We start from the raw sequence: 866 nt of genomic DNA on the forward strand, positions 1-866 counted from the left end.
GTGAAGATGTACACGGAACGGCGTGAAGCGTTGAAAGATATGGTGTCAACGGGTGCAGATTTTGTGCCGGTTGTTGGCACGATAAAAGGCGCAGCGGAGGCACAGTCAGCACTGGATTATCTCAACGTGGCCGCTTCTCTTATACCGGGAGAGCGTGTTGCAGCGGGTGTGCTGAAAGCGGCAGAGAAAGCGCTGGCTAAAGGGGATGTGGCTGAAGCGTCGAAGCTGATTAATAAGGCCAGTGATGAGATAGCAACCACAATACGCCCAGGTCACAGGCAATCAGAAATAGATGTAGGTAAAGATCTCGGTGACGGCTGGCGCGAACAGGTCAGCTTCAAGGATGGTAAAGAAGTTCCCTACGGTACAAAAGGTGGGGTTCGCCCTGACTGGTGTCAGGGAAATATCTGTAGTGTTGAAGTGAAGAACTACAATATTACGACTAACAAAAATGGGCTGATTAATAACGTAGCAAAACAGGCAATTGAGCGGCAGAAGAATTTACCTGCGGGAATGCAACAGCAGGTAGTGATTGATGTTCGCGGGCAGAGCGTTACAGCCGTAGAAAGAATGAAAATTGTGAAAGGCATCGTAGATAAATCAAACGGTGCAATTACTTCTTCCTCCATCCGGTTTAAAACAGAATGAAAAATGTCGGAATACTTGCAGCGATGACATTGGCTGAAGTTGGGCCAGTATCTGATGTGAAAGGATTTTTTAATATTATAGTCTCTTTATTGGAAAGCGACGAGAGAGGTAGTAAATATCCTTATGTAACGGAAAAGCTTTATCGTAGATCTTTAGCTTATGATGAACTGTATAAAGTTAAGGATGAATTAGATTCTATTAAAAGTGAACTTTCACTT

1 protein-coding gene and 1 pseudogene are annotated in these 866 nt (G+C 44.5%); both read left to right on the forward strand.

The annotated features are described in order from the left end of the window. Positions 1–648 (forward strand): annotated as a pseudogene (locus ACZ3HG_RS22965) (DUF637 domain-containing protein); the annotation flags it as partial. Further along, a partial coding sequence (locus ACZ3HG_RS22970) for an Imm70 family immunity protein (RefSeq protein ID WP_465334610.1) occupies positions 645–866 on the forward strand: 222 nt, incomplete at its 3' end. The pseudogene ACZ3HG_RS22965 and the gene ACZ3HG_RS22970, both read left to right, overlap by 4 nt.

This window comes from Erwinia sp. PME.40.26/001 (genome assembly GCF_055556675.1).